Annotated in this window: 18 protein-coding genes and 1 pseudogene; 6 read left to right on the forward strand and 13 right to left on the reverse strand. The window is 40.9% G+C overall.

Features of this window, described 5'->3' with window-relative positions:
- Positions 1-3: 3 nt before the first annotated feature.
- Positions 4-651 (reverse strand): response regulator, encoded by a 648-nt coding sequence (locus G399_RS0116605; protein WP_006009561.1) that lies wholly within the window; start codon positions 649-651, stop codon positions 4-6.
- Positions 644-1,888, reverse strand: a complete 1,245-nt coding sequence (locus G399_RS0116610) for a histidine kinase (protein WP_006009563.1) — start codon at positions 1,886-1,888, stop codon at positions 644-646. The genes G399_RS0116605 and G399_RS0116610 overlap by 8 nt, the downstream gene beginning before the upstream one ends.
- 118 nt (positions 1,889-2,006) lie before the next feature.
- On the opposite strand from G399_RS0116610, the gene G399_RS20960 reads away from it, so the two are divergent.
- Entirely contained in the window at positions 2,007-2,861 is an 855-nt protein-coding gene (locus G399_RS20960) for a hypothetical protein (RefSeq protein WP_006009564.1), read from the forward strand.
- Between the two features lie 255 nt (positions 2,862-3,116).
- Here G399_RS20960 and G399_RS0116620 read toward each other — a convergent pair whose 3' ends face one another.
- Positions 3,117-4,358 carry an aspartyl protease family protein gene (locus G399_RS0116620; RefSeq protein WP_026843823.1) on the reverse strand — a complete coding sequence of 414 codons (1,242 nt, stop codon included), beginning with the start codon at positions 4,356-4,358 and terminating at the stop codon, positions 3,117-3,119.
- A 307-nt stretch (positions 4,359-4,665) separates the two neighbouring features.
- On the reverse strand, positions 4,666-5,034 hold the full coding sequence (locus G399_RS0116625) for a hypothetical protein (RefSeq protein ID WP_006009566.1): 369 nt from the start codon (positions 5,032-5,034) through the stop codon (positions 4,666-4,668).
- A 95-nt stretch (positions 5,035-5,129) separates the two neighbouring features.
- Between G399_RS0116625 and G399_RS0116630 the strand changes: the two genes are divergently transcribed.
- On the forward strand, positions 5,130-5,447 hold the full coding sequence (locus G399_RS0116630) for a Rossmann-fold NAD(P)-binding domain-containing protein (RefSeq protein ID WP_006009567.1): 318 nt from the start codon (positions 5,130-5,132) through the stop codon (positions 5,445-5,447).
- A gap of 91 nt (positions 5,448-5,538) precedes the next feature.
- On the opposite strand, the gene G399_RS0116635 is transcribed toward G399_RS0116630, so the two are convergent.
- On the reverse strand, positions 5,539-8,223 hold the full coding sequence (locus G399_RS0116635) for a TonB-dependent receptor domain-containing protein (protein WP_006009568.1): 2,685 nt from the start codon (positions 8,221-8,223) through the stop codon (positions 5,539-5,541).
- 573 nt (positions 8,224-8,796) lie between these two features.
- Here G399_RS0116635 and G399_RS0116640 point away from each other — a divergent pair.
- The 3 genes from G399_RS0116640 to nadE all read left to right on the forward strand — a co-directional run bounded on the left by G399_RS0116640 (position 8,797) and on the right by nadE (position 14,316).
- Complete coding sequence (locus G399_RS0116640) at positions 8,797-11,148, forward strand: DNA polymerase II (RefSeq protein WP_006009569.1); 2,352 nt, start codon at positions 8,797-8,799, stop codon at positions 11,146-11,148.
- A gap of 185 nt (positions 11,149-11,333) precedes the next feature.
- Entirely contained in the window at positions 11,334-12,047 is a 714-nt protein-coding gene (locus G399_RS0116645; protein ID WP_006009570.1) for a class I SAM-dependent methyltransferase, read from the forward strand.
- Positions 12,048-12,426: 379 nt separating this feature from the next.
- Positions 12,427-14,316, forward strand: a complete 1,890-nt coding sequence (gene nadE / locus G399_RS0116650; RefSeq protein WP_006009571.1) for an NAD(+) synthase — start codon at positions 12,427-12,429, stop codon at positions 14,314-14,316.
- A 113-nt stretch (positions 14,317-14,429) separates the two neighbouring features.
- On the opposite strand, the gene G399_RS0116655 is transcribed toward nadE, so the two are convergent.
- Together G399_RS0116655 and G399_RS0116660 are read right to left on the reverse strand one after the other, a co-directional pair.
- Positions 14,430-14,822, reverse strand: coding sequence for a TerB family tellurite resistance protein (locus G399_RS0116655; protein ID WP_006009572.1), 393 nt, complete (start codon positions 14,820-14,822; stop codon positions 14,430-14,432).
- Between the two features lie 138 nt (positions 14,823-14,960).
- Positions 14,961-15,842, reverse strand: a complete 882-nt coding sequence (locus tag G399_RS0116660) for a WYL domain-containing protein (protein ID WP_006009573.1) — start codon at positions 15,840-15,842, stop codon at positions 14,961-14,963.
- Positions 15,843-16,378: 536 nt separating this feature from the next.
- Between G399_RS0116660 and G399_RS0116670 the strand changes: the two genes are divergently transcribed.
- On the forward strand, positions 16,379-16,609 hold the full coding sequence (locus tag G399_RS0116670) for a hypothetical protein (RefSeq protein ID WP_006009575.1): 231 nt from the start codon (positions 16,379-16,381) through the stop codon (positions 16,607-16,609).
- Positions 16,610-16,628: 19 nt separating this feature from the next.
- Here the strand turns inward: G399_RS0116670 and G399_RS0116675 are convergent, their stop codons facing one another.
- The 6 genes and pseudogenes from G399_RS0116675 to G399_RS0116700 form a co-directional block, all read right to left on the reverse strand.
- Entirely contained in the window at positions 16,629-17,525 is an 897-nt protein-coding gene (locus G399_RS0116675; protein ID WP_006009576.1) for a histone deacetylase family protein, read from the reverse strand.
- A gap of 120 nt (positions 17,526-17,645) precedes the next feature.
- Entirely contained in the window at positions 17,646-18,032 is a 387-nt protein-coding gene (locus G399_RS0116680; RefSeq protein ID WP_342340265.1) for a group I truncated hemoglobin, read from the reverse strand.
- A 22-nt stretch (positions 18,033-18,054) separates the two neighbouring features.
- A pseudogene (locus G399_RS21375) lies at positions 18,055-18,630 on the reverse strand (DUF3034 family protein); the annotation flags it as partial.
- A gap of 37 nt (positions 18,631-18,667) precedes the next feature.
- Positions 18,668-20,977: a bifunctional diguanylate cyclase/phosphodiesterase gene (locus G399_RS0116690; RefSeq protein WP_006009578.1), complete on the reverse strand. Its 2,310-nt coding sequence runs from the start codon at positions 20,975-20,977 to the stop codon at positions 18,668-18,670.
- 7 nt (positions 20,978-20,984) lie between these two features.
- Positions 20,985-21,656 (reverse strand): cupredoxin domain-containing protein, encoded by a 672-nt coding sequence (locus G399_RS0116695; protein ID WP_026843825.1) that lies wholly within the window; start codon positions 21,654-21,656, stop codon positions 20,985-20,987.
- A gap of 294 nt (positions 21,657-21,950) precedes the next feature.
- Positions 21,951-24,023, reverse strand: coding sequence for a putative bifunctional diguanylate cyclase/phosphodiesterase (locus G399_RS0116700; RefSeq protein ID WP_006009580.1), 2,073 nt, complete (start codon positions 24,021-24,023; stop codon positions 21,951-21,953).
- Between the last annotated feature and the right edge of the window lie 75 nt (positions 24,024-24,098).

Consider the following 24,098-nt stretch of genomic DNA (forward strand, 5'->3'; position numbering starts at 1 on the left):
TACTCAAATTAGACCTAACTCTATTGCTTTTAGCACTGCTCGCGTGCGGTCACGTACACCTAACTTTGCCAGTATACTTGAAACTTGATTTTTGATCGTGCCTTCGGATTTAAAAAGGCTTTCTGCCATTTCTCTATTGCTACAACCGGAGGCCATTAAGCGCAAAATTTCAGTTTCGCGCTGCGATAAAGGCTCGGGTATATCGCTAGATTCAAAATCACCTTTGATGCCTTGTAGTCCTTGGATCAGTCGTTCGGTGATTGCTGGTTGTATTAGGGTTTTTCCAGCATCGACGGTCTTAATTGCTTCAACTAATGTTTCCAGTGAAACGTCTTTTAGTAAATAGCCTTTTGCACCTGCTTTAATCGCCTTGATGACCGACTCGTGATCATCGAAAGTGGTCAACATTATTACCGGGATTTTAATACAAAGTTCATTTAGTTTTATGAGTGTTTGAATACCATCTAAGTTGGGCATTCTAATATCCATCAAAATAACGTCTATTTTGACTTCTTGATCCTGGATCGTAGCAATCGCGTGCAGTCCATCGTTTGCTTGTGCTACTACCTTTACGCTATCGGACAACCCCAAAAGACTGTTTATACCTTGTCTAACTAGGGTTTGGTCATCTACCAATAATATATTAATCATGATCGAGAACCGGTACCTTAATGTCGGTCATAAACGCCGCACTATTTAAGGTGAACGCCACGCTTCCTTGTATTTGTTTGAGTCGTTCTTGCATTCCTTTTAGTCCATTTCCAAGTATAAAATTTGGGTTACTTTCGCTTATTTTTGATACTTTCAGTTGCTTCGAAAGTGCTGCTTCAATCGATAGTGCCAACAGATCGCCGGTTTGTAAAAAAGCAATATGCATAGTTTTCGCATGACCATGTTTTAATGCGTTGGTAATACTTTCTTGAATACACCGAGTCAGAACGTCTGCAGTATTAACATCATTAATGGTAATGTCGTTTGGATAATCAAGGCTTACCTTGATATTTGGTAAGCGCTCCGTCATTGCAAGTATTGCCTGTTTAATATTTAGGTTGGACTTCATGCGAATATCGGATACCGCTTCTCGAACATCACTCAACAGCAGCTTAGATAAACTGTGGCATTGCTCGATAGAGTCTTTTATTGCTTTTTTGCTTGATTCATCCTTTGAACCAACATTCAATTTCTCAAGCTGGCGCCCGGCAACTTGCAAGTTAATGGTTAACGCAGTGAGATGATGACCAAGTAGGTCGTGTATGTTTCTGGCAATGCGCACTCGCTCAGCTTGTTCGGCGGCTTGCCCTAAAAGTTGCTGAGTTGAAATTAGCTCTAAGTTAATCATCTCCACTTTTTCACGGCTCTCTTTCGCTTTAATAGTGGTGGTTACCATGACTAATGCAAATAGATTAAAGGTCCAAAATAGCATTGCGGTAACAACCATGCCGTTGAAATTCCAATATAAGCCATAAACTAAATAAAGTGTTAATGACCAAATTGGTGAGAGCATGAATGCCGTCTTTATCTTCATAAAGTGGGGAAGGGCGGCACTCCACACAACCATCAATATAGCGGTATAAACAAAGGGAACAACAAAATAGATAGCGATGACAATAATGAACGTAATTGCGAGCAATAAAAGTCGCACTGTGGTTTCATTTTTGTATTTCTCTTGTTGGGAAAGTAGTAACCAAAAGAATAAATAACAAAGAAACAAAACAGCAGCTAAAGCCACTTGGGTGTTTGAAATTGGCGTCCAACTCAACATAGAATAAAGTGAGGCTCCACTAACCAATAACCACGTAAAAATAGCAGACGCAGTGTCTATACTAATGTTGGCTTTGTGTCTGCGATAAAATGCAGCTATTGATTTATTGTTAATCTGACTTTCCATATAACCAATTTCCATGCGTTATTAATTTGAATGATGTCGACGCTTTTCTGTTGTTGAGCATATCAGTCAGATACATTGCAGCGCGATAGGCCAAAAGTCACTTTTTAAGTGATGACTTGTGGCACTCATTTCATTCATTCCCAGAATATACAATAGCCCCATTGACATCGTTATTGACCAAACTGGTCTACACAACTGGGGTTTTGCTATGACATACATTCACTCTATCTTATTTATCCTACACATTTTATTTGGAACCGCGGCATTAATTTTGTTTTGGGTGCCTATATTTACTCAAAAAGGTAAACTTAATCACGTTAAATTTGGTCGTTATTACGCCAATACTATGTATACAGTTGCGGGCACTGGCGCTTTAATGGCGATAATAGTGCTGACAATCCCGCTGGTCATAAGAGCTGGCATGATTTCAGAGAATACAGACACTGAAAAATTTGCACAGATAATCCGCATTTTCTGGGTCTTTTTATTATATTTGAGTATCTTGAGTTTTACGGTAACGAGACATGGCATTGCCGTACTCAGAGTAAAAAATAATCGTACTTCTTTAAGAAAAGTTAGCTATCTACTACCTATTATAGCCCTAGTTGCGGGGGGTCCCGTAATTTTTTATGTGGGTTATGTAAATGAGCAAACGTTACATATGGTATTTGGCGTATTAGGGCTGTTAGTTGGTATAACCATGCTGAAGTATTGTTTACAAAAGAATATAAAAAATCGTGAATGGATATTAGAGCATATTGGTTCAATGATCGGTTCTGGAATAGGCGCATACACAGCATTTTTAGCCTTTGGTGGTAGAACCGTATTAGCAGATTGGGGGCAATTACAAGTCTTATTTTGGATCGCTCCAGGAGTCATTGGTAGTGCTGCATCAGCGCTGATGTGTAAAAAATATAAACGCATATTTACGGTGATAGATGAAGCTCCCCTTTACGTAAAAAAAATGACCTAAATATGCAGGTTAGGTTTATTTTTAGGTGTTTTTTATATCCATTAATACCATTTGATGAATACTTATCAAATGGCTTAAAACGATGATACAAGGAGTAGCGAGAATACCTTTGGTTAGAGAATAAATACTAAGCTGTAATGATCAATAGAGTTCGCAATCCGGTAGAATTAAGCCAACAGCATGGTTAATTATTCATGAATTAACCATGCCAATAAAGTCCTAGGCTGATACCCAAAATCTTAGCAAAAAACTGCCTCATAATTCATCTTGTCGGAGGCGGGAGGAAAGCGTCAATTCCCCACACGTTTGTTGATCAGTCAACATCCAGCAGACAGAAACGGCCTCTCGCTCAGAACTCAGCAGACGCTTTAATTCTGTTATATTTAAGTGCGTCACGCGCGTGCCATCGATGCTAGTAATAAGATCATTGGTTTTTAACCCAATCGCGTATGCGGCTGAGTCTTTTGCCACCGATTTAACCACCGCACCTATGCGATGGGGTCTGATTAACATGCCGCTTCTATCCAAGTATAAAGGTACTGGGAATGATTGGTTCGGTTTGATGAACATACGCTCATTAGGATAATCAAAAATTAGGTTGAAGCGACTCAATACTTCGTTACCCAAGAGTCCATTACTGCCATAATCAGTATGACCGCCTGAGATAAAGAAACTCACTGGAACTGCAGTCAGAATTGAGCTTCCGAGGTTTATTGAGTGTGACAAACCGACCTTACTCTGCACGCTTCCGGACATCCCTTGGCTCGTAGTAGTATAAAATTGTGATGGCTCTTCTATCCCCTCATGAGTATCTGGCGTAAGAGATATAGGCCCTCTGTAGCCAGTATCTATCAGTAGTTTTATCTCAAGCGATTGCCCATCTTCGATTGCTATTTGCGTCGTTAAAAAAGGTAGGCTGGAGTGAACCTCTATGGGCACCTCCTGCCAGCCAGAGTCGCGCTTAAAAATGCTGCCTTTGTCTGACTCAGGTTCAGAAAAACTGAGCAATTGCCGATCGTAATCGATTTCGACCACGAAGCGTTCAAAGAATTGTGCACCAATAACCCCATCAAAATATACTTCGTCGAAATCATTAAAAAACGGAACCGAGGTGATTGGCAAGTAAATGACAGATAAACCGTCCAGGCGAACATTGCCAAGTGCTAAATTTGTATCATTGATTATATAAGCGACAGGATTGGGGCCTGTGCCTACGCCGGAAACCTCTACTTTTCCTGCCATCTCCAATGGTAGCTTTTTGGAGTGTGTACTTTCGAGAATAACGGTTGCTGCGGCACCGCTATCGAGTACAAATCTCAAAGGCTCACGGCCATTAACACTGACTGGTAAAATGATGTGATCGTCTATCAGTTCAAAGCCCACAGTAGTGGTCCTTGCATCATCAACCCAGCTATGCGTTGCCGTGGCATTTGCATAGCTAAACTGGACCATATTGGTCAGTTGACAACCACTTAGTAACAGGGTAACGCAAAGCATAAAAGCCTGGAGAATCGTTATGTAATGCCACTCTGATCGAATTTCGTTAGTATATTGCCTGTGAGTGATGTGTGTATTTTTCATTATTTTTTACCATTTTACTAAATAGGTCCGTTAACCTATTTGCGGGTCCACTCAGTTTACCTCATTTGTCAATTGTTATGAATTGACAAAGTTAAGGAAAGAATAGCTTGCTGGGTTTTCAAATCCTTCCTGCAAGGTTGCATCAATAAATGTCTCTATGACCTAACTCTATATTACCACGGTCACGTTTTTCGATTTACACCTTGTCCGATGAATTTGATGTTTAACTCAACAGGTTATAAAGTACAACCCCTAGTTGTTCTGACTGCTTTTTAGTCGACATCTTAAGATTAGAAGACGTGATGCAGTAACCTTCAATAAAAGGTAATAGGATAACAACCGCATTATCTAGTTGCTGCTCCTCGCAATTTTTAGGAGCCGCTTTTTTTAATGCTTCAAAAAGCATCGCATACAGCTTTTGATAATATTCATCGACGGCTTTTTTTACTGCACTGTTACGTTCGGATATTGCCCAAAGTTCTTTAAAGATGACGGCACAATCACTGCTCTCAATATCAGTTAAAATATGTAAGGTCAGTGCACTTAATTTTTTTTCTGGATTGTCTTGCTCTGATAACGACAGCAATTGCATCGATTCTGCATAGTCTACTAAAAAGCCTTCCAGTAACGCTCCTAATAGTAGCTCCTTAGTTTTGAAATAATATAAACAACATTGGACTATAAATTATGAGCAAGCTTCAAGATGAAAAGGCAGTACTAATTGCGGGTGGCTATGGCATAGTCGGTAAGCAGATTGCGTCGATTTTAAGACAGAGACATTCAAAAATGCCGATACTAATTGCAGGGCGAGATGTCAAAAAAGCAAAACAGTTTGCAGATACTCTCGGTTATGCTGATGGTATTGCAATGGATGTAACAATGCTGAGTCAGATATCGCCCTTAAAAGGTAAATTAGCGGCGGTATTGACTGCTACGAATGATCCACATAACTATATTTTTTTAGATACGATTTGTAACCACATCCCTTACATTGTCGCTACTTAAGCAGATCTGAGTTTACTTAAAGCAAAATAAAAAAAGACCCGATTGTAAGCAATCAGGTCTTTTGTACATCGTTTTAAACTAGATCTAGCTATTAAAATTCAATACTCAACCTAGCGTAAATTTGACGTCCTCTAGGATCATGTACCTTTGAATCAAACCCACTATTGGTGAATAGTTGTGGCGGATTTTCATCCGTCAAATTAATACCACCAATGGTCAATGAATAGCTAGTTTCGCTCTGGATCAGTGCGCCTACGTCGATATTAAACTGAGCATCAAATGTGACATGGCTATCAATCTCTTTAAATCCTATAGTGCCGCAACCTGCAGTATTGATCACGCCATCAGAACAGTTTTGATCATCATCATAGGCACTTACATAACGTACAAATATATTCGCGCTATAAGCTTCCATCTTCCAGTTTAAACCAAAATTAGCCCGCAACTCGGGAGACGAAACACCAATATTACCAAAGTTACGTTTACCTGCACCGTCTATTATTCCGGCTTGTGGATCATCTAGCTCATAATCAAGCACGTAAGTCATTTGCAGGGTAGGCGAAAACACACCGGAGTCAGTTTCTATTTTATAGCCAGTCACAATGTCTAGACCAGACGTTGTTAGCGAGCTCGCATTAACAAAGCTATTATTAACCTGTATCACGTTTCCAGTTAATGGATCGCCAGCACGAATTATTCGAGTTGTATCGGTTGGGTTCGCGTTTAAGATTGCCTGCGCGCTTTCTTGAATGATCAAATCTTCAAACTCAAAATTCCAATAGTCAACTTCAATGGATAGGTCATCAACTGGCTCAAAAGAGAATCCAATGTTATAGGCCGTGGACTCTTCTGGTGTTAAGTTTTCATTACCTGCTGTGCGCACAGCAGCAAATGCATTTCCACTAACCACGGGGTCGGCTAACTGTTGCAAACTCGTTGCACCGCCTTTTTGCACAAATATTGTTGGTGCTCTGAATGAAGTAGAGATAGATGCTCTTAATGAAAAGTCTTCGCTTGCTCGATAGTTAAAGGCTAGCTTAGGATCAAGCGTATCACCCACGAAACCGCCATAGCTTTCATAACGAAGTGCAACCTGCACATCCAAGTCATCAGTTACAGGTAGGGCTAATTCTGCAAACGCCGCCCACACATCAGCACTATCCTTTAGGTCGGGGTTACCAATAACAAACGAAAAGCTGTCTTCGTTCGAGAGTTTATCATAGTCTTGTCTTAACTCTTCTTCACGATACTGGAGGCCAAATGCTACGCCAGCGGTCCCGCCATTCATATCAAAAACATCTAGAGAGGCAAAAGCCTCCAGCACCTGTAAGTTAGATTTTGAATCGATAACTTGATCAGCAGAAAAAGAATCGATCACATACTGAGAATTTGGTGCCGTAGTATATGAAGTTGCAAAAGGGTTAAAGTACTCACAGCTTCCCTGTCCTGCCGTCCCCGATAACGGATTACAATCCGCTCCGCCAAAACCAGCTAATGCAAGATTAAATTCAGTATTAAGCACATCCTCTACTCGGAATAAGAAGTCATTTGTAGCATTTGTATAGCTAACTTCCCAAAAACCATTCTCCAATTCTCCCTGTAGCACCGTGCTCAAGCGAAAAGTGTCGGATTCAGTATTAGCTGGATCAGGTTCAAAGCCATTACCCTCAGCTCTACCTAAGAATTGTACAGTTGTTCCAAATGGGTTATTTGGATGAGAGTCGAGTACTATCGGACCACGTAAATTCGGAAAACTAGGTGCACCACCGCGTTCAGCACGGTTTCTGGCCATACTAACCTCTGCTGTCCAGACCAGACTGTCTGACAAGTCATATGTGCCTTTAATATATGCATTGACGCGTGTTTCATCTGGGACATACGAATACCCTGGACCGAAATCAAATTGACACGTGCCTACATCAAAACCACCGATGTTTACTGGTGAGTTGAGAATACCACCAAACTCTTCGCAACCTGTCGGATCAACTACTGGATTAGCCCCGAATCCTGGGACGCCAAAATATGATCCCGGATTACCTAAGTTACTGCTATCGTCTTGTGGACGCGATAGTCTGCGATCCTTTAAGAATAAAGGAGAACGATTGGTATAACTAATAGCGGCTATTACGCTACTTTTCTCCCCTACAGCACCCCATAATCCCTGCATAACATATTCTTTGTTGTTACCGTGTGCTCCGTCCTGATAATCTAAAGTAACCATGGCCCCGTCGTAGTCACGCTTAGTAATAAAGTTAACAACACCAGCAACAGCGTCAGACCCGTATAAAGCGGATGCCCCATCTTTTATGATTTCCATTCTATCAATGGCAATCATGGGAACTAATGAACTAGTGTCTACAAAATTAAGGCCCTCATTAGTTTGCTGAGCATTAACGACCTGACGGCGATTGTTTAGCAACACTAACGTAGAAGCAACGCCTAAACCTCTTAAATTAATATTTGACGTACCTGCTGTTGCATTCTGTGTAAATGCGTCTGGGTTGTTTTCTGCCCCTGAGTTTATTGTTAAGGTTTGTGTTATGTCAGCAATATTCTTGGCGCCAATTGAATCTATTGAAATACTATCCACTACCGACATCGGCGATGGTGATTCAAAATTTTCGCTGCGTCGTATAAAGCTGCCTGTCACGAGAATTAATTCAACTTCTTTAGCTTTGTCTTCTGGTTCTTCTTGCGCGAGTGCAATGGATGGATAGGCAAATAGCTGAGATGTTACAAAAGCTGCAATTGCTGTCTTTTTAGCAGTAAATTTCATATTGGTCCCCAAGATCCGCTTTCTGAATATAGGATCAGACTAACGGAAGTTAAACTATGGTTTATTATTGTAAAACAGCCATAATCGACTGCCATAAAGTGATAGTAAGTGCAGATCCATTAATTGTAAATAAATTGTTATTTATATGTAACAATCAATTAAAGGAATGGTCAGACCAGATTAAAAAAACCACGATTACTTATGTACCTTAGTTAAGTTAGATTAAATTAAAGTGCCCAAATCATTTTGGCCAAAGGCTTGTTGTATTTGCAATACCGATTTTTATGAATGGTCGCCAGACGATCGTTACTTCGCATTAGGCTTGCCTATACCCAACTTTTGAGAGCGGTTTTTATGTGTAAAAAAAAATATAACCCACAATGAAAAATGCAGAACCTTGGTATGAAATGACCTCTTCGATGGAATGATTTAGTCTGCCACCGTTAAACGTCAGATATAGTTAAACAAAAACAGCAGTGCTGAGTAACTATGCCAAAAGACACTTTGATCTGGCTTGCTATCTTTAACAATTACCCTTATCTTCCTCTCACTTAACCTGATAGAACCTTATATATGCAAGTCTCCTTTGAGGGATTTCTTCTTACAACTCGCAACATAGAACGCCACGGTAAGACCTATATTGAATGTTGGTTTGTTACTGAAAATGGCGTGCTAAAGGCACTCTCAAGCACACAACAAGGGCTGTTTTTTATTCATCAGCATGATCAAGTGCAAGCGACGCTGCTTTTACGTAAAAGCGGAATTGAACATAGCTATAATCCCTTATCTTTAAAAACGTTCGAACACCAACCTGTGGGTGGTTTGTACTTTGATAAAAATAATTCACTTTATAAAGCAAAAACACTGCTTAAGCAGCATCAAATTAGTTGTTTCGAGGATGATATACGGTTAACCGAACGTTATTTAATGGAGCGTTTTATTTATGGCAGTGCTGCTTTTACAGGTAAACAAGTCACAGGCAAACCAGCAGAGTTGACTGATATGCAATGCAAACCCAGTCAATTTGTACCGAAGTTTAGTCTGCTGTCAATTGATATCGAATGCAGTGAACATGGAGAACTGTTCTCAATTGGCCTAGCCAGCGACACCTATAAGTGTGTATTGATGATTGGCGAGGCACAAGCATCCCATACTTGGATCCATTGGTTAGATAATGAAAAAACCTTGTTGCAGCAGTTTGTTAAACAAGTGAGCAAAATCGACCCTGATATTATTGTTGGTTGGAACGTGGTTAATTTTGATTTTCGGTTACTGATTAAGCGCGCCGCGTTGCATAAAGTTGAATTGTTGTTGGGGCGGGATAGTCAGCCCATTTTATGGCGAGATGCTAGAAATGAAGTTAATCAGGGTTTTGTATCTATGCCTGGTCGAGTGGTTGTGGATGGCATCGATGCGCTAAAAACGGCTACTTATCAGTTTGACAGTTTTAGCTTAGAAAATGTTGCTCAAACTTTATTAGGTAAAGGTAAAAAGACCGAAGACGTCGACGACAGACTTGCCCAGATTGTACATGACTTTAAACATAACAAAATCAAATTAGCAGAATACAATCTGCAGGATTGCCAGTTAGTGTTAGCTATTTTTGAACACACGAAAGTGCTAGATTTCCTTACATTACGCAGTCAGTTAACCGGCCTTGAGTTAGACAGAATGGGCGGCTCGGTAGCGGCTTTTATCAATTTATATTTACCCAAACTTCATAGGTCAGGGTATATCGCGCCTAACCGACCAAAAGACGGTGGCTTAGCCAGTCCAGGAGGTTATGTGATGAATTCCAAACCTGGCTTATATCAACATGTATTGGTACTCGATTTTAAAAGCCTTTATCCGTCCATTATGCGCACTTTTAAAATTGACCCACTTGGGTTAGTGGAAGGATTAACATCTCCAGATAATGCGATTGAGGGCTACCGGGGCGCTAAATTCAGTCGTGACAAACACTTCTTACCAGAGATTATTACCTCGCTATGGCAGCAGCGTGATGCCGCGAAAAAAAACCAAGATGCCGCTCGTAGTCAAGCTATAAAAATTTTGATGAATTCGTTTTATGGTGTGTTGGGCTCAGGTGGTTGCCCGTTTTACGACACTCGTTTAGCGAGTTCAATCACGCTGCGTGGCCATGACATCATGCAAACCACAGCCAAGTGGATTGAACAGGCGGGTTACCAAGTGATTTATGGCGATACTGACTCCACTTTTGTGTGGCTGGAAGGGCAATACAGTAATCAACAAGCGAACCAGATTGGACAATCCCTAGCCTTAATGATAAATCAAAAATGGCAAGATAACATCAAGCTGAAACATCAATTACCGTGTGAGTTAGAAATTGAGTTTGAAACTCATTTTAGCCAGTTTTTAATGCCTACTATTCGGGGGTCAGAACTAGGCAGCAAAAAACGTTACGCAGGATTAAAAACCACAAAAGAGGGTGACGAACTCGTATTTAAAGGTTTGGAAACTGTTCGCTCAGATTGGACACAACTGGCTAAAGGTTTTCAGCTTACGTTATATAAAATGGTCTTTGCGGGGCAGAATATTAACGATTATTTACTGCAGATCATCGCAGATACTCGTTCAGGTAAGCTAAACGAACAGCTGGTTTATCGCAAGCGTATTCGTCGTAGGTTGGACCTTTATGTGAAGAACGTACCGCCCCACGTTAAAGCCGCGAGACTTGCTGATCAACAAAATGAAGCATTAGGTAAAACACTCAGATACCAACATAAAAGTTGGATATCTTATGTGATCACCGTCGAAGGCCCACAACCAATAGAATACCTAAGCAGCAAAATAGATTATGACCATTACGTCGATAAACAAATCAAACCCATAGCCGAGGGAATTTTACCCTTTATAGGTTTATCCTTCGAAGACATGACCAGCCAACAAATGGGCTTGTTTTAGAAGCGGCTCTGAGGGCCGATCCGCAAACGTCGCGCAATAGAAAAAATATCAGACTATAAGTAGAATGTAAGTCATCAGCGAACTGATCTCTAGGCTCCAGCTTAGCGTAAAAAAAGTTCCAACACGGGTGCGATAAAGCGCAAAACTGAGTGTCATGAGACAAGCTCAAAATTTAAGGTACTTTTATGTTTATTAACATCTTTATGACTCTGACATTGGTTTTAGCACCTACTCAAATCCAAGCAGATACTAATAACAATGAGGCCTATTATCAAATAGGGGAGCCTAGTCGCGATGGCATCGGTAAATTTTATATGGGCCGAGAAATATCCCATGTTATGGGCCATCTCGGTGCCGGTTGGCTTGAGCGTCCAAAACGCGAGCGCGAGGAGCGCACCGATCTATTGCTTCAAAATTTGTCGTTAAAGGTCACAGATCATGTTGTCGACCTCGGCGCTGGTACAGGTTATTTCAGTTTCCCCATGGCTTTGCAATTAACATCGGGCAGAGTATTGGCCGTTGATATAGAGCCTGAAATGCTCAAACTCATCGAGCAGCGAAAATCAGCTGACGGAGTCGAGAATATTGATGTTGTATTGGCCAGTGAACGTTCCCCTAATATCCCTGATGCAAGTGTCGATGTGGTTTTATTGGTCGATGCTTACCACGAGTTTTCGTACCCGCGCGAGGTGATGGCTGGAGTAGTAAAAGGTTTAAAACAGGGTGGTCGGGTGATACTGGTTGAATATCGAGGTGAGGACAGCAGTGTTCCGATTAAGCGCCTACATAAAATGACCCAACGACAAGCTAAAAAAGAAATGAGCGCGGTAGGCTTGAAATGGTTACGTACCGACGACTATTTACCACAGCAGCACGTCATGGTATTCACCAAAATATAAGGTTCTAATAATGCGGGCCAAGGTTCTGGCGTAAATATTGAGTTTTTTTACCTGAGCAAGTGTTGGCGTCGCTTAGGATTGATCTTCCGAATAATTGTCGTCCCTGCGCACTATAGTCGGCTTAGATTTCGGTTTGCAGACGTTAAATGACGCTGTAGAGCCAATTCGAAAACAGGTATTAGACCCTATGGGCTCGTCAGAAGTACACGGACCCAACGCTTAATAACATGGCGTTTTAAAGGACAGTTGCAATATCGGCAATTCGACCCGACATTTAAGCTGGACCGACGTTACGTAACTTAATGAACCATACAACACCTAGCTCTTCGTCTGCGTGTTCTGGGTCCCTTGCCGTTGTTGTTAATTAAGGAAAGACAGCATGAATTATCAACAAAAAATGAAGCGTCTGAGCATTGCTATGGTTCAAATGGCTATCGCAAATGATCCCATGGAAAATGCAATAAATTTTCTTTCTAAGGTCAAAGAAGCGGTCGCCGAAGGCGCTGACGTGGTGGTTGGCTCAGAAATGATGCTTAGTCAGTATGTCAGCGGTGACAGGTATGAGGACGATACTTTCGTTGCAGAAATGATCAAAGCTTCACAATTTATTGTCTCAGAATCAAAATCAATAGATGCGGTACTTTTATACGGCGGAATTGCTTGCGATAACGACGATATTGTAGGTGAAGATGGTCGCATTCGTAAGTATAACGCTGCATTTGTTGTGCAAGCCGGAGAACTGGTTTGGAATGCAAACAAAAGCCTTCGGTTTGCAGTTAAATCACTGATGCCAAACTATCGAATTTTTGATGATTCGAGGCATTTCTTCGACTTACGAAAGTTAGCGGCAGAACGGGGTGCATCTTTTTCTGAGCTGCAACAACCATTTCCGGTGGCCATTCACGGTGTTGTGTATAGTCTAGGTGTCATGCTTTGTGAAGATATGTGGGATATTGATTACGCTCAAAAACCAGCTCGAACACTCAAGCAAAACGGTGCTGAAGTACTAATAAACCTATCTTGTTCCAATTGGAGTTGGCGTAAGAATGCAAAACGTGACCAAGTTATCGCTAACATCTGTCAGCAAACGGGTTTATGGTTTGTATACGTGAACAATGTTGGCTGCCAAAACAATGGCAAAAATTTTATCACTTTTGATGGCGCTTCTACCATCTATAACCCTGTTGGGGAAGTCGTCGTACTCGCCAATAATTATCAGCATGAAACAAAAGTTGCTGCGCTTGATAGTCAGCGTGCTTCGCTCACTCGTAACGAGGCATCTGATATTGCTCAAATGTTTAGAGCCATTGAAGTCGCGAGTATAGGCTTTCTTGCAACCTTGCCAACGAGCGCACGAGAAAAGGTGGTTATTGGGGTTAGTGGTGGTATGGATTCCGCTTTGTCTGTCGCATTCTTTGCTCACTTAATGGGGGCGAATAAAGTGGTGGGAGTAAACATGCCGTACAAGCACTACAATGCTGCTGAAACGAAAGATGATGCTGCCCAAATGTGTCGTCGTCTTAATGTTGAGTACCGAGTTGTGCCTATCGACACGATTGTTGACGCTACTTGTGTGTTGACGGATATTAAAGTGGGTACCAGTCAGCACAAAACTGCTCAGGCTGTAGCGCGAATGAATGTGCTGTCGGCGTTAGCTTCTCAGGCCGGCGGTTTTTTCACTTGTAATGCGAATTGGACTGAAATTGCGTTCGGTTATGGTACGCTAAATGGTGATATGAGAGGCACTTTCTCGCCATGGATGAACTGCCTTAAGCAAGACGTTTATCGCCTAGGTGAGTACCTAAACCGTGAAGTGTATGGTCGGGAAGTTATCCTTCAGTCTATTATAGACCGTCCTCCGATGGATGAGTTGGTAGAGGCAGGAAGCGGTGCACGTAGTGATCCATTTGACTACGGCAATCTAACGGGAAATGGTTATCATGATCAGATGGTGAGGGCGGTTGTCGCCTTTAGGTATGGCCCTGAATGGTTTGTTGAGCAATATCTAAAGGGCTCGTTGGAGCAAAAGCTGCAACTATCAAAGGGCAGGCTAAATATACTTTTTCCAACATCACAAGCGTGGCTGGACGATTTGGAACGTTGCTTTTCGCTCTTTAATGCGGCGGTATTTAAACGAGTGCAGAGCGTTCCTGGCCCACTGGTTGATAAACGCGGCTTCGGCTGGGACTTCAGGGAAAGTATTCTTGACCGAGTGGAGACGACTCGCTATAAAGCCTTGGTGCGTAAGCTAAGAGCTAACAGTGCTTAAACCACCGCCTAGGGACAGCGTAAAGATGGTGGTAAACCTAGCAATAATCAGACGATTCAGGTCGTACAGGTCAATGTATGTGCACGTTGGGTGTATTTTAAAGTAAGCAAGGATTACGTAACAAGACCTTTTGCCAACACTCTATTGGCTAATAATGCAAGCAATTCAACTTCTCTTTCGCTGCGTTCACCATCTATTTTAGTAATTGCCATTGCCACTTCTAACGAACGTGCGGCATCTATGTTTAACTCATCAGATAATGAGCGGATATACTCGGGAGCGGCCATATCGTCAATGGCTTCGCGAGCTTGATGGATCACATCGTTAACATAGGCTTGTTTTGAAATTCCACTATGCCAAGGCATACTCTCTAAAAGTTCATCAAAGTAATCTTGTTCAGTTAACGTAACCTTCCCGTCAATCTGATAGAGCAAAACAGTTAACTTGATCAAAGCTTCGTTGTGGAGTTGATGTTGTCTAGTATCTAATTGATGTAGTTCAGACATAATTCCTACCTTTGGAAAGTTAAAGCGAGTTTATAATTTATAAAGACCCAAATTATTGAAGTAAAGTTCCACAAAAGTACAAGGTTATTAAAATAAACTCGTTATTTTGCTGAATGAGCGATCGTGTATTTATTTAATTCAAACCGAATAGCCAGGAGCCAATGTCGGATTTTCAATACGTTGCAGGACATCGACGTTCTCAAGTGCAAGCTGACATCCTTGTCCTCGAATTCGATGCCCTTCGGAGCAATCTACTTGCCACTGTCTTAGTATATAGGCAGCAAGAGCGGCTCTTGTTGTCATTATCTTTTTACCTTCGTGCATTGCAAAGTCCATCTCAATAGCCAGAGGATTCTCGATACCGGGGTGGGGAATAATGACTAAGTTAACAATCTGATTGAACTGAACGTCAGCACTGACCCGTTGATGAGGCAATATTTCTTCATCTGAGCCAGTAATATGTGTAAACCGAGTGCACACAAAATCTCTAAAACCTTGGTTTTTGCAATCGTAACCGCGCACATGCCAGCGATGCCCGTTATTGATCATCGTATGCGGGATAAAAAGTCTGACTGACTCACCCGAAGAAACCGATACATAGCCAACTTCGCATGCTGTTTGATTATGAATACCACGCATCAAAGCTGCAATAATGCTGCTGTCAGGATGGATGAGTTGAACCGCATCAAAGCATTGTTCCGATGGCTGTGTTGAATTTGAAATACCATTGCCAAAGCCACGGCTGAGCGATTGCAAAATAATATCTGGTTGGTATTTAAATAGCGCTACAAATGCGGCGGTCCGGTAGTATTGTTTGGTCGAATGGTCGAGCACTAAGTTGGTACTTGCTAACTCGCGATATGCAGCGAAGTCTCTAGTGCATGCGGCTAATCCAGTTTGAAAACGATTAACCAAATCATTGCGTGTTATATGCCCAAAAAAATGCAGGCAGAAGTCGATGAACGCCAATCGTTCTCTTTGTGCATGGGGCATTTCATTTATGATTTCGGTGGTGTTCACTCGATTCAATCTCCGTTAACTGCATTTATCGCAACATCTTTTTTTATGTGTAAGCGATGGCCGTATAATAGTGTATAAATGACCAGTGTGCAATCAAAATGATTGCTTCATTTATGCTGCTTTGCCAATGAAATTGCAATTATATCAACTATCCAGCTTACAAAATGAGTGGGGTAATTGTATTGTTATTCTACATAGTTTTTTTAATGGCTATAAGACTAGGCATATTGCTTATATTTAAGGATGCTTAGCCGTAATTGTGTATATTAGTATTTATAAATTGTAGTGAATCGCTTGTATGGCGAATTGAGGTTTTGGGCTGATTGTGGTTTTAATGGTTTAGCAATAAGCACTAGCACATCTGATTTACATCATCAGGCAAAGAACTAGCAGTGAAGCTATTTAATAAAAAATATCACAAACCAGGTACTAAAATAGGCATGTTGAAGACGAATGAGAATCCCGTTTTAACATCAACCTTTATGATGACGAACAAATTTTTCTTATTCTGAACCTGCCAGTAAAACAAGATGGGCATGTATGCGCTTGTTGACACAGTTATTGATTTTGGTTTTCCGATGCTTGAAACTTACTCCGAACAAATTCAGGCATTAGAAGATGAACTGATGGAGACCAAAAACGAGCGTTTACTAGGTTCAATACATGAGCTGCGCCGCGAACTATTACTTCAACGCGAATTCGTTGCTGCGAGAATGTCTTTAGTTGCTCTGCATTTGGCCAGTACGTCTCTGGTTTCGGTATACTGATTACTACTTTAATGCAGGATTAAAAAACCCCAGCAGCTTTAAATAACTGCATATGAACGTTCACTAGTGCATCAATATCACGCTGGTAACCTCCGCCAATGACGGCTGCAATGGGAAGACCTAGTTTTTCACATTGTGCAAAAACAAACTGGTCGCGCGCTAACACACCTTCGGTAGTTATATTTAAGTGCCCAAGATCGTCATCAATGTGCACATCAACTCCGGCATCGTAAATAACGGCATCGGGTTGAAAGTAGGTTATTGCCATTTGCCAAGCTTGTTCAACGGTGGCTAAAAATTCGTCATCACCGGTGCCTTTTGCTAAGCCAAAGTCTAAATCGGATATTTGTTTGCGATGGGGGAAGTTTTTTTCACCATGAATTGAAACGGTATAAACGGCATTGTTGTTAGCGGCTAATTTGGCTGTCCCATCGCCTTGATGAACATCACAATCAAACACTAAAACTTTATCAATATTTTTTGATTGCAGCATATTAAGTGCAGCAAGGTATAAATCATTGACCATACAAAAGCCCGAACCAAAGTTAGCAAAAGCATGATGGTAGCCACCAGTTAGGTTTAGTGCCTTGCCATGCTCTAACGCCAATGATGACGTGAGCACGGTGCCAGCGGCCGCCGTCAGTGTGCGTTCAATAAGTTGCTTGGACCATGGGAAACCAATGCGTCGCATGGCCTTTGGATCAAGTTCACCCGAACACAGTTGCTCAATATAAAGGGGGTCGTAGATACGTGATATGGCATTAATGTTGAGAGGGATTGGCTCATAAAAACAGTCCCTAGAAACGTTCTCTAGTAGCAACGCATCTTTAATGCCTTGATACTTTTGAATGGGAAAACGATGCCGAATGGGTAAGTCGAGTTGACTATAAATGGGATGAAAAACAAGGTGCGGCATCATGACTCCGTACAAGTACAAAAAAACGATCAATATTGCAGCATATACGAATAGACTACGCAATAAGATTGCTTTGAATTTATTGGGCTAGGGGTAGTAAACACCAGAACGTATTTTTCTCTAACGGTAAATCATTTGGTCTCTGGTTTTCGCCACTGCTTTGAGTAATCTGTTTTGCAGCATATATGGAATGTCTGCTTTATTCATCGCATTAATGAATAAATCGACACCATGATTGAAGTCGGCCTCGGTTATATTCATACCAGAATGAACCTGCTCCATACTATCACCGCTGTAAGTGCAAGGTCCTTGGGCCATTACACATAATTGCTCGGATAGTTTTTCTTTTACGCGCTGCATATTGCTGTCTTTGAAAAAGGCATAAGTACGTTCGTCAAAAGCTATTTCATTGATATAATTATCAACTATTTCTTCAATTTTTGATTTGCCGCCTAGTGCTTGGTACAAACTTTGAGAGGTAGCAGTCGACGTGGCACAACCAGTCAAAAAGCACAGTGTTAAAAATAGGTAAGCCTAATTCATTTGCTTTAGTGGCTCTTACTGTTGCATTCCAGACGGGGTTGTAACCAGCAATAGCGCCTAAATGTATCTTGCTTGCTGCGAAATAAATGTCAGTGCCTGATGTACGTTTAGCGCCCAAGGCATTAGCAATTGCAGTGTCTTCTAGGGTCTTGTATTGAAGGCCAATACTTATTTGCGGGAATAGCGAATAAACGACATCACCATATAATTTGTACTTTGCACCGACAATATTCATTTTGATGTCGCCACCAAGCGTTTTCAAATCAAAACGCTGGTGCCCGAGACTCAGCTCAAACTTATCGTAGAACGAGGCACTGAGGGCATGTACATTCAACCTATAGTCCTTTAAATCGACTTGTGATAATCCCACAGAGACTTATATTTGATCTTGACTGTCGTAACCGGTGAGCGTTGCCCAGGGGACGATACTACCGCCTCCAGCTCCTTCTATTTGGCTAAGTCCAGCTGTTGCTAGCCATTTACCGTCTTTGGCATACACCGTCGTTGTGATGCAAAGTGCGAATAGTAAACTTAGCGAATAAAATAGATGTTGATATGTCATAAGTATCTCAAGACTGAATTCTCGTAAAAAAGGGACGTTAATATTGGTATTCTTGGAACCATTGCACAAAGCTAGCGGCATTAATTGGGCGACAAATATGGTAACCCTGTGCCCACTCACAACCATAATCGATTAGTAGATTAAGCGATTCTTGATTTTCAACGCCTTCTGCTACTATTTCCATATTGAATTGATGGCCGAGTTGTATCACACTTTTGACGATATTTTGATCAGAAGTTAATTCATTTAATTTCAAAACAAAACTCTTATCTATTTTTAAAATATCCGCAGGTAATCGGCTTAAATAGGATAATGATGAATAGCCGGTTCCAAAGTCATCAATGGCAATTTTAAATCCGGCGTCGCGCATAAGAGAAAGCTGTTGAACTGCTTTACCTAAATCTTTAACAAGGTGACCCTCTGTCATTTCAAACGATAATACGCAAGTGGGTAAGTCATATGCGTGCAGCAGCGATATTATGGTTGGCAACAACTCAGGATTCATCACATCCTGGGCTGAAATATTAATCGCTACTGTTACTTCAATGCCTTGCGCTCTGAAGCTATGGATATCCTGAATAGCTTGCTGATATACCCACGCTGTAATTTCACCAATGAACCCAGCGTGCTCTGCCACCTCAATAAAGTCCTCCGGTGACACAAACCCAAGTTTGGCGTTATTCCATCTAATTAGCGCTTCAACAGCGGTTACTTTTTTATGTGTCAAGTTTAACTTGGGTTGATAAAACAGTGCCAATTCACCCTGAGTATTGGACAGTTCTTTTTTTAATTCAGTAATAATGGATAAGCGTCGGATATACTTTTCTTCTAACTCGGCGCTGAAATGTAAAATAAACCGGCGAGTTATTTGAGCTTCATCAATAACGATGTTCATACGTCTAAATAATTCACTTGGCGAGTGCGTCTCTAATGGACAATCGATAACGCCGATAGCAACCGTCATAGGAATACTTAAATCACCACTAATAACATTGCCATCCAATTGGCTTTTTAATTGTATAAGCTCCTCTTCAGTCAATATATGGTCCGGGACCCAAAGCAGTTCGCCGCCGGTCAAACGCGCCGATAGTCCGCCCAAATTAATCACTCGTTGGGCCAATTCTTGCAAACAAAGATCGCCATTATGATAACCAAAAGTATCATTAACGCCTCTGAATCCAAATATGTTGATACCAATAGCTTGGAAGCTCTCTTTGCGGTTGAATTTTTTGCTTAAGAGTGTCTCTGCATGATTGCGATTGTATAGCGTTGTTAGCACATCGTGTTGCGCCTGATAGATAACTTTTTGTTCCCTATCTTTAACATTATCTTGCATAGTATCAAATGCGTGAGAGAGCATACTCAGTTCAGATGAATGCCAATCAACATTGATTTTTTCATCGTAGATACCGGCTGAAATATTCTTTGCATGGATGGTCAGTGATTGTATGGGTTTAACCAATTTCTTGGAAAATAATGCGCCTAAGAATATGGCGATAATCACTGCAATAACGGCAATTAGGCCAATGTCCGTTTGCAGTGAAATAAAATCAGCAAAAACCGTTTTAACATCACTACCCAACATAATGTCTATTTTTAAACGCTCTTTTTCGAGCAAATTAAAAGAGGTTGAAATAAGTTTACTCTCTGAAGAGTAGGCTAAAAGCGGTAAAAACAATGCATCCGTGTTTTCAATTTGAATATTCTGGCTATATTGGTCTGGATTTAATGTGCTTATTCGGTAAGCGTCCTTGCCGTCGATATAGACAATAATAGTCGTTTCAAGCTGCGTAATTTGTTTCAGTTGTTCGACAAGTGCTTGGTCAATCTCAAAACCCATTAAAGCCACTGCAATTGAGCGCGGTGCTTTAACATTCGAAAACAGCACTTGGTAGAGTTTATTGTCCAGAGATAATATTGAAGTGGAGTTGCCATTTAATTGTGCTGAATCGATGAGTTCAGGGTAGATAAAAGGGGTCTGTGCGGTTATCAGTTCTGGCACACTGGTGATTGTTGTCGCATCGAGCGAGAACAAGGCCATAAGATCGGCATTTATGCGTTCACCTTGATTTGCAAGGGCACTGTCAATGGTTCCCTTATCTCTACTTGCAACCGCATCCTTAAAACCAAAGTCGTTAGTTAATACGGTGACTGAACTCGTTAATTGTTCATCTCGATTTTGTAGGACTTGGGTCAATACATTACGCGCAACGGCTAAGTCATTTGTCAGTCGTGACTCTGCTTGATTGCTCGTTGATTTCCAAACAAACAATACCAGTACAACGGTCGTTAGAACGACGACCCCGATGATGAGATTGTTGATGCGTTGATTTAAAGATTGCTGCATTATCTAGTTAGTCACCAAATTTTTTCCTAAACCCAGTTTCAATTTCTGGTGTTTCAATATCCAAGCTAAATGACAGCGTTATGCGTTGGTTCTCAATGTTGATAGGTAATTGCATGATTACTCGGTCTGTTTGCAAAGGCGATAGTTGAGAATGCCAAATATTGATCTCAACAGTATCAGCAGTACTTGCATTTTTTGGTAGTGCGACAAAAGCGTCTCCCTTGTTATCGGTCATTGCTGTCAATTCGCCATCATTTACATAAATATAGCCAATCTTGTTGTCGTGAATGTTACAGCCGAGTGCAACAATACCTGGATTTTCAAAAGCAACAGGTTGCGCTTCACTGTCACTAAATAATTTGATTTCAAACTGCTTAGGTCGTGAAAAACTATATACATGATGTCGTATATCATCACTATTCGGAAAATCTACCATTTGATTTTTTTGAATGATTAAAACGCGAGGTGCAAATTGTTTATTTACTTGGTCCATTATGGCCATATTTGCTTGGGTGGTTGCTTTAATTTGTGGAAATGAAATAACCGCATTCGGGACGGCAGTGCCGTTTCTATCGACAATGCTCACGACTAATGACTTAGCAAATAGACTTTGACTAATAATCAACGCGACAAATGCGATAAACATTCGACGACTGGTTTGTCTGATTCTGCGTAGCATGCTGTTTCTTTGAGATTATACCAGTCCCACAGAATACCAAATTGCTTAGTGACTTTAGAGTAATGCATTATAACTAGGTATGAATAGTTATGTTTCGCCATAGATAAAAAGACGCTTTTGTGCATAAATTTGTGCTTGCGTTCAATTAAGTTTAAGTAACCGCTGCATTAACCGCGCAAGCCAAATAATTATTACCCTTTTGGAACAAGACTTACTCAACCGAGTTTCGGGTTCCATTCAGAGTGCAGCGTCTGCACTTGAGTTTTCGGGAATTTACATTGTGAGGGTGCGTTTCTACTTGTTTTCTCTCTTATATGGTGTCGCTAATAACGTTGCTAAATCAGTGGGTTTTCCAAATAAGTAACCTTGCAATTGATGACAACCATGCGCTACCAAAAATGCCATTTGTTGCCGAGTTTCGACGCCTTCGGCACAAATGTTCAGGTTAAGCTGTTTCGCCATTTCAATGACAGTTTTAGTGACCAACGTACTGCGTTGGGATATGCCTAAATTGTCTACAAATTGTTTGTCAATTTTGAGTGTATTCAGCTTGATCTGCGTTAAGTAACTGAGTGACGAATAGCCGGTGCCAAAGTCGTCAAGTGCAATTGATGAACCGAGACTTCTAATATTTTCAAAGCACTCATTCGCCATGTCGAAGTTTTCAAGATAGGTCGATTCAGTAACTTCATATTCAATGCATTTAGGATTAATAAAATAGCGGTCATAAAGTGCAGTGATCAGTTCTAATATTTTTGTGTTTTTTAAATCATGTGCAGACAAATTAACTGAAACCACTGTGTTTTCGCCAAAATGTGCGAGTATGCTAGCGTAATCGTACATTACTTCTTTTAAAAGCCACTCGGTAATTTGATTTATCTTTCCGCTTTGTTCTGCAATAATAATGAACTCACCTGGCGACACATTCCCCAATTCAGGACTATGCCAACGCAGCAGTGCTTCGAATCCAACAATGTGCTCATCCGCGTTTACTTTTGGTTGGTAGTAAACTTGGAATTCATTGTTTTTCAAGCCTGGTGTAATACTATTCGCTAACAGAAGTCGCCGCTTATTGTCTTCCATCATTGCAGGGATAAAAATAGTGTGTTTATTCTTGCCTTCCACTTTCGATTTGTACATGGCAACGTCTGCGTTGCTCACAAAATCGCTTAGGTTATAATTAGCATCAGTCGCTTTAGCAATACCAATGCTGACACTGATCAGTATTTCCCAATCGTTTATATCAAATGGTTTACTGATTTCTCTAATGATACGCTCAGCTATATCCATCACCACAAATTCATTTGGATCGTTGTACAGTAAAATAAGGAATTCATCACCACCAAGACGAGCAATGAGGTCGCCGTGGCGCAAAAATCGTTGTGCACGTTTACTTGCTTCAATCAGCAGTTTGTCACCCACTTCGTGGCCGTGCGCATCATTAACGCCTTTAAAACCATCGAGGTCGAAGTACATCAGCACCATATCATCGAGTTCATGCTCCGCAGTGCTTAACGACTTTCGCAGGGTTTCCATGAAAAATTGGCGATTTGGCAAACCAGTTAAACTATCGAAATTAGCAAGCCTTTCCATATCTTTACGCTGTTGCATCAGTTGGTCTGTGTATTGTTTGTTTTTGATCTCTTCCGAATGAATAGTGTCCATCATGCTACTAATTTTATCACTCAAATCGACCACTTCTTGCTTACCCTCAACATTAATATCGATACTGTAGTCATTAGTTTCTTTGATTTGATGAGCTAGGCGCGCGAGCTTTTGGAAGGGTAATAACATTTTGCGGTTAAGCCACAATGACAGTGCGATACCAATGCCAATAATCACAAATGTTAAGGGTAGTACTTTTAATAGGAGAGAGAGTTTGCTCCGATTTAGCGGCTTTTGTAAGTCATTTACTATCAATAAATAGCCATTTAGAAAGGCTTTCTCACCAATAGATTTAAAAGAAAATAGTCTGCCATTTTTTATCGACATACCCAGTTGCATTTTGTCTAGTTGTTCTTGGTAAGTATTTAGATGACGCTTGTCGTCTGCTTGTAATGATTTACCTGCGTAGAGATCAAGCTGGTTGTAGTCTTGATCGAATACGGCAGCGAATTTTACATTTTCGTATTCTTCTAAGCGCAGTAACAGAGCAGAAATTGATGCTACATCTATCTCAGGGGCACTCAATATAGAAGATAAATCATATGCCATGTTATTAGACAAACCATCAAGGTTATTGGTTACCGCTTCACTGTAGAGGTCTTCATGTACGAAAACTGAAATACTTAAGACCGCTGCACACAATACCGCAATAGTTAAACTATTGAAGGCCGTTAGGGTTGAGCGTATCGTTTTAAATATCATATGCAATATTATAAAGATGCGATGTAGATTTAACAGTCCTAGCTTGAGTTTGAACGTATGTCTTCATATGCAAGG

The sequence above is a fragment of the Brumicola pallidula DSM 14239 = ACAM 615 genome (assembly GCF_000428905.1).
GTDB classification, from domain to species: domain Bacteria; phylum Pseudomonadota; class Gammaproteobacteria; order Enterobacterales; family Alteromonadaceae; genus Glaciecola; species Glaciecola pallidula.